Annotated in this window: 8 protein-coding genes and 1 pseudogene; 7 read left to right on the forward strand and 2 right to left on the reverse strand. The window is 67.8% G+C overall.

What is annotated here, in order from left to right:
* Positions 1–121: 121 nt before the first annotated feature.
* A pseudogene (locus tag E3T34_RS04890) lies at positions 122–535 on the reverse strand (FTR1 family protein); the annotation flags it as partial.
* On the opposite strand from E3T34_RS04890, the gene E3T34_RS04895 reads away from it, so the two are divergent.
* From E3T34_RS04895 to E3T34_RS04910, 4 genes are all read left to right on the forward strand, one after another.
* Complete coding sequence (locus E3T34_RS04895) at positions 534–1526, forward strand: PIG-L deacetylase family protein (protein WP_134342336.1); 993 nt, start codon at positions 534–536, stop codon at positions 1524–1526. The pseudogene E3T34_RS04890 and the gene E3T34_RS04895 overlap by 2 nt on opposite strands.
* A 34-nt stretch (positions 1527–1560) precedes the next feature.
* Positions 1561–1878 carry a ferredoxin gene (gene fdxA, locus E3T34_RS04900; protein ID WP_104099174.1) on the forward strand — a complete coding sequence of 106 codons (318 nt, stop codon included), beginning with the start codon at positions 1561–1563 and terminating at the stop codon, positions 1876–1878.
* Positions 1879–1885: 7 nt separating this feature from the next.
* Positions 1886–2989 (forward strand): succinyldiaminopimelate transaminase, encoded by a 1104-nt coding sequence (gene dapC, locus E3T34_RS04905; RefSeq protein WP_134342337.1) that lies wholly within the window; start codon positions 1886–1888, stop codon positions 2987–2989.
* Between the two features lie 239 nt (positions 2990–3228).
* A complete protein-coding gene (locus E3T34_RS04910; protein ID WP_369827911.1) occupies positions 3229–4509 on the forward strand; it encodes a citrate synthase in 1281 nt (426 codons plus the stop codon).
* A 277-nt stretch (positions 4510–4786) separates the two neighbouring features.
* Here the strand turns inward: E3T34_RS04910 and dapD are convergent, their stop codons facing one another.
* Positions 4787–5767 (reverse strand): 2,3,4,5-tetrahydropyridine-2,6-dicarboxylate N-succinyltransferase, encoded by a 981-nt coding sequence (gene dapD / locus E3T34_RS04915; RefSeq protein ID WP_134342338.1) that lies wholly within the window; start codon positions 5765–5767, stop codon positions 4787–4789.
* Positions 5768–5784: 17 nt separating this feature from the next.
* Between dapD and dapE the strand changes: the two genes are divergently transcribed.
* The 3 genes from dapE to E3T34_RS04930 all read left to right on the forward strand — a co-directional run bounded on the left by dapE (position 5785) and on the right by E3T34_RS04930 (position 8312).
* A complete protein-coding gene (dapE, locus tag E3T34_RS04920) occupies positions 5785–6879 on the forward strand; it encodes a succinyl-diaminopimelate desuccinylase (RefSeq protein WP_134342339.1) in 1095 nt (364 codons plus the stop codon).
* Positions 6855–8072 (forward strand): hypothetical protein, encoded by a 1218-nt coding sequence (locus tag E3T34_RS04925; RefSeq protein WP_241977340.1) that lies wholly within the window; start codon positions 6855–6857, stop codon positions 8070–8072. The genes dapE and E3T34_RS04925 overlap by 25 nt, the downstream gene beginning before the upstream one ends.
* 63 nt (positions 8073–8135) lie before the next feature.
* A complete protein-coding gene (locus E3T34_RS04930; protein WP_104099180.1) occupies positions 8136–8312 on the forward strand; it encodes a DUF3117 domain-containing protein in 177 nt (58 codons plus the stop codon).
* Positions 8313–8597 lie beyond the last annotated feature (285 nt).

Below are 8597 nucleotides of genomic sequence, written 5' to 3' on the forward strand. Positions count from 1 at the left end.
GTCTCGGCGGCGTGCTCGTACGCGGGGCTGGTGCTGGGACCACGAGGCCGAGCCCCGATCCCACAAGGGACCGGTCGATGCTGCGCCGGAGTTGGCCGGACAGGTTGCGGGCTCGCGCCAGCATCCAGAACGCCATCCAGGTCACGAGGCCCGTCGCCACGATCGACAGCACGCCGCCGATGGCCTCCTGGGACGCGAACGACAGGCCGTAGGTGCCGTTGGTGAGCTGCCCGCCGATGCCGAGCGCCAGCAGCACGGCGAGGCTGCATCCGGTCCGGATGCGCCGGAGCACGTCCCGGCGGCCGACCTTCACGACGTAGGCCACGAGGATGGTCACGATGAGGGCGACTTCGAGGCCTTCACGGAGGCCGATCAGGTAATTGCGCGAGCACAAGGCTTCCTGGGTTTGAGGGAGAAGTTTGGTAAGGCTAACCTTAGTATCCTGACTCCAGCTTCGGTTCTGCGATCGTGTCCAGCTATCATTCATGCGCGGGTGTCCGCCCGTCCCAACTCTGTGGAGCTCAGCAATGGTCATGTCCGGCAGCGCAGAACGAGTCGTGTTCGTGCACGACCGGCCCGGTCAGGAATCCCTTTTGACCGGCGGAACCATCGCCCGGCTGCGATCAGACGACGCCGAGGTCGTCGTTCTGTTCGGCTCCACGGACTCCCACTCCGCGGACGACTCCGACGTGCGCGCAGCCATGGCGGCGCTCGACGTAAGCGACTGGCGGATGCTGCCCGCGGCATCCGGGGCGCAGTCACTGGCCGAGGCCGTCGCCGACGTGCTCACGGACGTGCACGCCACCGCGGTCGTGATCGGCGCCGACGACGACACCCTCCGCCGGGCGGCCGCCGGGGCCGCCGACAGCCTGAATGTGCCGGTCTTCGAGCACCGCCAGGTGACGGATGCCGTCGGCCAGCGGCTGGTCGCGATCGATGTGAGCGGCCAGGTCGACCAGAAGCTGCGCGCCCTCGCCGCGTATGCGCGCCGCTGGAGCGTCACCGACCACACCGTCGTGCCGGTCGAGTCGGTGGCCGCGGCCGACCCGGCCGACCCGGCCGACCCGGCGGACCGCCCGGTCACGATCGGTGGCACCGAGACCTTCCTGCGGCTGCCCCTGGCGCACGCTCCCGACCCGGACGCGACCCCCGGGCTGCTCAGCCGCGGCCTGGCCGCGGTCGTCGCCCTCCTGACCGGGGCCGCCTTCGGCGTGCTCGGCACGATCGCGCACCAGGCCACCCTCCCAATCGGGCCCGTGACGATCCCGATCGGGCTGATCCTGGCCCTGGCCGGAATCATGACGCTCCTGGCAGGTCTCCGTCTGATGCTGGGGGACCGCCTGGTCGTCTTTTCCTGCGCGATCGGCCTCCTCGGCACGATCTTCATCCTGTCTCTGCGCAGCACCGGCGGCTCTGTCCTGGTCCCCGAGGGGATTCCGGGTTTGCTCTGGACCGTCGTGCCGACCCTGGTGGCCACGATCGTGCTGGCCTGGCCACGAATCCCGGCCCGTCCGCGTTCGGCATAGACTGGATATTCGCTTGTGAAGGGAGCCCTCCAACGTGACATACGTCATTGCTCTGCCGTGCGTCGACGTGAAGGACCGCGCCTGCGTCGACGAGTGCCCGGTCGACTGCATCTATGAGGGTGACCGCTCGCTCTACATCCACCCCGACGAGTGCGTCGACTGCGGTGCCTGCGAACCGGTCTGCCCGGTCGAGGCCATCTACTACGAGGACGATGTGCCCGAGCAGTGGGCCGAGTACTACAAAGCCAACGTCGAGTTCTTCGACGACATCGGCTCGCCCGGCGGGGCGGCCAAGGTCGGCGTGATCCATAAGGACCACCCCATCATTGCCGTGCTGCCTCCCCAGGTCTGATTCAGCCATGCTGAAGCCGCTCCCCGACTACCCGTGGGACCAGATGGTCCCCTTCGCCGCCCGGGCCCGGGCCCATGCGGGCGGCATCGTCGATCTGTCGATCGGTTCGCCGGTGGACCCGACGCCCGAGGTCATCCGCCGAGCGCTGGCCCAGGCCACCGACGCCCACTCTTACCCGCAGACCGCCGGCACGCCGGAGCTGCGGCGGGCGATCATCGACTGGTACGGGCGCCGGCGCGGCGTCACCGGCCTCACCGAGAAGAACGTGCTGCCGACCATCGGGTCGAAGGAGATAGTGGCCCTGCTGCCCTTCATGCTCGGGTTCGGCGAGGGTGACACCATTGTGCATCCGCTTGCCGCGTACCCGACGTACAGCATCGGCGCGGCCATGGCCGGAGCGGACGCCCTCGCCGCCGACGACCCCGCCGACTGGCCCGAGACGACGAAGCTGGTGTGGCTGAACAGCCCGGGCAACCCGGATGGCCGGGTTCTCTCGGTCGACGCGCTGCGCACGGCCGTCGCGCGCGCCCGGGAACTCGGCGCGGTGATCGTCTCCGACGAGTGCTACGCCGAGCTCGGCTGGACCGACGGGTGGGATGCCCGGCCGACCCCGAGCATCCTGGACCCCCGCGTCATCGGGCAGGACCGGCACGATGTGCTCGCGCTCTACTCCTTGAGCAAGCAGTCGAACATGGCCGGCTACCGCGGCGCGTTCGCGGCCGGCTGCGCGGACCTGCTCGCCCGGGTGCTGACCGTGCGCAAGCATGCCGGCCTCATGCTTCCCGCGCCGCTGCAAGCCGCCATGGTGGCCGCGCTCGGCGACGACGAACACGTCATCGTGCAGCGTCGGCGCTACCAGGCGCGACGCGAGGTGCTGCTGCCCGCACTGGTGGCGGCGGGCTTCCGCATCACCCGCAGTGAGGCCGGGCTTTACCTCTGGGCGACCGAGGGGCGCCCCGCCTGGGAATCGATCGGGCGGCTCGCCGAGCGGGGTATCCTCGCCGGACCCGGTCCGTTCTACGGCGACGGCTACCCGAGACACGTGCGCTTCTCCCTCACCGCCACGGACGAACGCATCGCGGCGGCTGCGACTCGGTTGCACGCTGGCTAATGCCCCACTGTCGGGAAATGTCAACTCTCTCCAATGAAGAGTGGACATTCTTGGTGGATGCAACAGTAGGCGGTTGCGGCCATTAGGCTGTATCCGCGTTGACGTCTCCAGACACACCGGTGTGCTGTGGCCCATCGCCACAGACGGTCAGCCACCAGACGGTTAGGTAGTGATATCCAGTGACACTCAGTCAGACCCAGGGAGCCGCCGTGAGCGACATCGCCGAGCGAACGCCATCCATCGAACCCAAGCAGGCGACACTGTCGTTCCCCGGCGGATCCGCCGAGTTCCCGATCGTGCGCGGCACGGCCGGCGCCTCCGGCATCGATATCTCGACGCTGACCCGCAAATCGGGTCTGATCACCCTCGACTCCGGGTTTGTGAATACCGCGGCCACGCGGTCGGCGATCACGTTCATCGACGGCGAGAAGGGCATCCTGCGCTACCGGGGCTATCCGATCGAGCAGATCGCCCAGAACTCCAACTTCCTCGAGACCGCCTGGCTGTTGATTTACGGTTCCCTTCCTAGCGCGAGCGAACTCGAGGCCTTCGACACGCGCATCCGTCGGCACACCCTGCTGCACGAAGACCTGCGCCGCCTCTTCGACGTGCTGCCGTACAACGCGCACCCGATGGCTGTGCTCTCCGCCGGCACCTCGGCGCTGGCCGCGTACTACCAGGATGCGCTCGAGCCCAACGACCCGGAGCAGGTCGAGCTGGCCACCGTGCACCTGCTCGCCAAGCTGCCCGTGATGGCGGCGTACGCCTACAAGAAGAGCATCGGCCAGGCATTCCTGTATCCCGACAACTCGCTCGGCTACGTGGACAACTTCCTGCGGCTGATCTTCGGCACACTCGCCGAGCCCTACGAGGTGAACCCGGTCGTCAGTAAGGCCCTCGAGCGCCTGCTGATGCTGCACGAGGACCACGAGCAGAACGCGTCGACCTCGACCGTTCGCCTGGTCGGCTCCACTGAGGCGAACCTGTTCGCGTCGGTCTCCGCGGGCATCAACGCGCTTTCCGGGCCTCTGCACGGCGGCGCCAACGAGGCCGTGCTCAAGATGCTGGGCGAGATCAAAGCATCCGGCGAAGGCGTCGAGAAGTTCGTTGAACGGGTCAAGAACAAAGAACAGGGCGTTCGCCTGATGGGCTTCGGCCACCGGGTGTACAAGAACTACGACCCGCGGGCGACCCTGGTCAAGGAGAGCGCCGACGAGGTGCTGGCCGCACTGGGCGTCAAGGACGACCTGCTGGACATCGCCAAGGAACTCGAACACATCGCGCTCAACGACGACTACTTCCGGGAGCGCAAGCTCTATCCGAACGTGGACTTCTACACCGGCGTCATTTACAAGGCGATGGGCTTCCCGACCAGTATGTTCACGGTGCTCTTCGCGATCGGCCGGTTGCCCGGCTGGGTGGCGCACTGGCGCGAGATGAACGAGGACCCCACGACCAAGATCGGTCGCCCGCAACAGCTCTACATCGGGTCGCCGGCCCGCGATTTCCCGCGCCGCTAGCCGCCGCGAGGCACCGCGCGCCCCCGCTGCCGGGATCGAACCAATTCGACGGAGATTCTGCCGAAAATGCCGGTTTCCGGCCTGTTTAGGGCGATTTCGAGCGGAATCTCCGTCGAATTCGTCAGGGACCTGGGGCTGTAGTCGGGCGGCGCCTCGGCGATGATGGTCGGGTGTGTCGTTCCCACGCCACTCCCTTGCGACTGGCAGCGTACTCAGCGGAGGCGCCGCCGTGCGGGTTGTTTCGGTCGCGCTCGAGCGTCGGACCGGCCGCCCGGCGTCAGGCGTGCAGCTGGGCGTTCAGCACGATGCCGGTGCCGGTGCGCGCCAGCACCTCGACCGCGCCCGAGACCGAGTTGCGGCGGAAAAGCAGGTTCGCGACCCCGGAGAGTTCGACGGCCTTCACCGACGGCGTCGTGCCGTCGGCAGTGCGCGGCTGGCCCGGCAGCAGCACCTTGGTGCCGGCGGTCACATAGAGCCCCGCCTCGACGACGCTGTCGGCGCCGATCGAGATGCCCACCCCGGAATTGGCCCCGAGCAGGGCCCGTTCGCCGATGGACACCCGTTCGGTACCGCCGCCGGAGAGCGTGCCCATGATGGAGGCACCGCCGCCGATGTCGGCGCCGTCACCCACGACGACACCCTGAGAGATCCTGCCCTCGACCATCGAGGTGCCGAGGGTACCGGCGTTGAAGTTGACGAAACCCTCGTGCATCACCGTGGTGCCGGGGGAGAGGTACGCCCCGAGACGCACCCGGGACGCGTCCGCGATCCGCACCCGGTCGGGCGTGACGTAGTTCAGTAGCGGCGGGAACTTGTCGATTCCGGTCGTCTGGATGCCGTGGCGCTGCAGGGCCGGCCGCAGTCGGGTGAAGTCGGCGGGCAGCATCGGGCCGGCATTCGTCCAGACCACGGCGGGCAGGTGGCCGAAGATGCCGTCGAGGTTGAGGGTGTTCGGGCGCACCAGCAGGTGCGACAGCAGGTGCAGGCGCAGGTAGGCATCCGACGTTCCGGCAGGCGCAGCGGTGAGGTCGATCTCGATCGTCACGGCCTCGATTCGCACCATTCGCCTCGGGTCCGCCCCGGCGAATTCCTCGAGTTCAGACGGCACGATCCAGCGGTCGCGGCCGGCCGGCAGGGTTCCGAGCCGAGGTTCGGGGAACCAGGTGTCCAGCACCGTGCCGTCGCCGGCGACGGTGGCGAGGCCGTAGCCCCACGCGTTCGAGGGGGAAACGGATGTCGGGGGCACGGCGGAGGTCATGGCTCTAGGTTAGTAGAGTGCCCCAAAACACCGTGAACCTGGACCTGTCCGCGACCTCGATCGAGCTCACCCGGGCGCTCTGCGACCTCGAGTCGGTGTCCGGTAACGAGGCCGCCATCGCAGACGCGGTGGAACGCGCGCTGGCCGGGTACCCGCACCTCGACATCTTCCGCGACGGCGACACCGTCGTCGCCCGCACCAACCTGGGTCGGGCCCAGCGCGTGATCATTGCCGGCCATCTCGACACGGTCCCGCTGAACGACAACCTGCCGACCCGGTTCGAGACCATCGATGGCGTCGACTATCTCTGGGGCCGCGGCACCGTCGACATGAAGGCCGGCGTGGCCGTGCAGCTGAAGCTGGCCGCCGAACTGACCGCGTCCAGCGTCGACGTAACGTGGATGTGGTACGACCACGAGGAAGTTTCCGACGACCTCAACGGTCTCGGCCGCCTCGCCCTCAACCGGCCCGACCTCTTCGCGGGGGACTTCGCCATCCTCGGCGAGCCCACAAACAGCCAGATCGAGGGTGGCTGCAACGGAAACGTGCGCGTGGAGATCCGCACCTTCGGGCTGCGCGCCCACTCCGCCCGCAGCTGGGTCGGCGACAATGCCATCCACAAGATCGGGCCCGTCATCGACATCCTGGCGGCCTACGAGCCGCGGCAGGTCGAGGTCGAAGGCCTCGTCTACCGCGAAGGCCTCAACGCCGTCGGCATCGGCGGCGGCATCGCCGGCAACGTCATCCCCGATGAGTGCATGGTGCACATCAATTATCGGTTCGCCCCCAGCCGCACCTCGGCGGAGGCCATCGTGCACCTGGAGGAGCTCTTCGCGGGCTACGAGATCACCGTCGTCGACCGGGCCGAGGGTGCCCGGCCGGGCCTGGATGCCCCGCTGGCCCTGCAGTTCCTGACCGCGGTCGGCGGCGAGGCCAAGCCCAAGTACGGCTGGACGGATGTCGCCCGCTTCTCCGCCCTGGGCATTCCCGCCGTCAACTACGGCCCCGGCGACCCGCTGAAGGCCCACGCCGACGACGAACGCGTCGCCCTGGCGCAGATCACGGACTGCGAGGACGGCCTTCGCGCGTGGCTGACCACAAGCGTCGGGTAGCCGTGGCGTCGTCCGGCTGGAAGGCCGGCTACCGGCTCACGCCGTGGTGGGCCCTGGTCGCCCTGATCTGGGCCGCGTCCCGGCTCGTCACGACCACCCTGGTGCTACTGCTTGCGAATGTGCAGGGCGCCAACCCGTGGACGGGCGTGTCACCCGGCTACGCGGAGTTCGCGAACATGTGGGACGCCCGCTGGTACAACATCGTCGCCGTCGCGGGCTACCCGTCGACACTGCCGCTCACCGCCGGCGGGGAGATCGCGGAGAACGCCTGGGCCTTCATGCCCGGCTACCCGGTGGTCGTGCGCCTGCTGATGGTGCTCCTCGGGCAGCCGTGGGCACCCGTGGCCGTATTCGTGTCCCTGGCCGCCAGCCTCGGCGCCGCCCTGCTGTTCTACCGGCTGATGCGCACGGTACAGGCCTCCGGGACGGCGTTGTTCGCGGTGGTGCTGTTCTGTGTGGCCCCGCTGTCGCCCGTGCTGCAGTTCGGTTATGCCGAGTCGCTGTACCTCTTCCTGCTCACGTTGGCACTTCTCCTGCTGCTCGAGCGGCGGTATGTGCTGCTGTTTCCGGTGATCGCCGTGATGGCGCTGACCCGGCCCAGCGGCCTGGCCTTCGCGCTCGCCCTGGGGCTGCACGTCCTGCACCGCTGGCTTGCCCGGACACAAGACCCGTTTTCGGTGCGCGAACGGTTGCTGGTGTCATCCGTTGCCGTGTTCAGCGGCATTTCCGGCCTGGCCTGGCCGGCCATCGCCTGGATCGCCACGGGGTCGATCACCGCCTACACCGACACCGAGCTGGCCTGGCGGTCGGCCTACATCGGCTACCAGGAACTCGTTCCGTTCACCGCCTGGTTCCAGGGCGGTGTCTGGTGGCTCGGGATGCCGCTGGGCATCATCGTTGTCTCGGGGCTCATCCTGGCGTTCGGCCTGACCCTGTTGCTGCCGGCGGTGCGCCGACTGGGCACTGACCTGCGGTTCTGGCTCGCCAGCTACGGCCTCTACCTGCTAGCGGTGTTTTTCCCGCAGTCGAGCACCTTCCGCCTGCTGATGCCGATGTTTCCGTTGTTGGGTGCCGTGGCGCAGCCGCGGAGCGCCGTCTACCGGGTGGGCATCGTGCTGCTGTTCATCGCCGGACAGTGGGGCTGGCTCCTGCTGTGCTGGGGGGTCGACGGAGCGGACTGGACACCTCCCTAATTACAGTCTCAGCCCGTAATGGCGGATAATAGAAGTTCAGACGAATGAATGGAAGGGGAGTTCATGGCGGCCATGAAGCCAAGGACCGGAGACGGGCCAATGGAGGCTGTAAAAGAGGGGCGCCTTATCATCGTGCGTGTTCCGCTCGAAGGTGGAGGTCGACTTGTCGTCTCTGTGAACGACGCTGAAGCCAAAGAGCTTCACGATGCCCTCGCCGGTGTAGTCCAGCCGACCGTATAGTTCCAGGATCGGCCGCGCAGCTCAGGTTGTGCGGCCGATCTTTTTTGCCGACCTGGAGCGGATGGGTTTCCCGCGGACAGCCGTCGCACCGCCCGTAGGAGGTACCCGTCACCGGGCCCGCCACCCGCATCCGTCGGCACGTAAACGCGGAGAATCTTAGGAAACGCCGGTTTGGGCGCTGGGGTGACCCGGTCTTTTCGGACGGGGTCCTCGGTTTCATTTTAGGCGGCGAGTGTGAGTTTGATGAGGCGTTCGGTGGGTGTTGAGTAGCCGAGAGTTTGGTGC

Origin of the sequence: Cryobacterium sp. TMT1-62 (genome assembly GCF_004403145.1) — a bacterium.
Lineage (GTDB): Bacteria > Actinomycetota > Actinomycetes > Actinomycetales > Microbacteriaceae > Cryobacterium > Cryobacterium sandaracinum.

Bases quoted from the DNA above. Each gene is read 5' to 3' on its own strand.
- E3T34_RS04930 (WP_104099180.1), top strand. From the start codon at position 8,136: ATGGCGGCCATGAAGCCAAGGACCGGAGACGGGCCAATGGAGGCTGTA.
- E3T34_RS04895 (WP_134342336.1), top strand. From the start codon at position 534: ATGTCCGGCAGCGCAGAACGAGTCGTGTTCGTGCACGACCGGCCCGGT.
- dapC (WP_134342337.1), top strand. From the start codon at position 1,886: ATGCTGAAGCCGCTCCCCGACTACCCGTGGGACCAGATGGTCCCCTTC.
- dapD (WP_134342338.1), bottom strand. From the start codon at position 5,767: ATGACCTCCGCCGTGCCCCCGACATCCGTTTCCCCCTCGAACGCGTGG.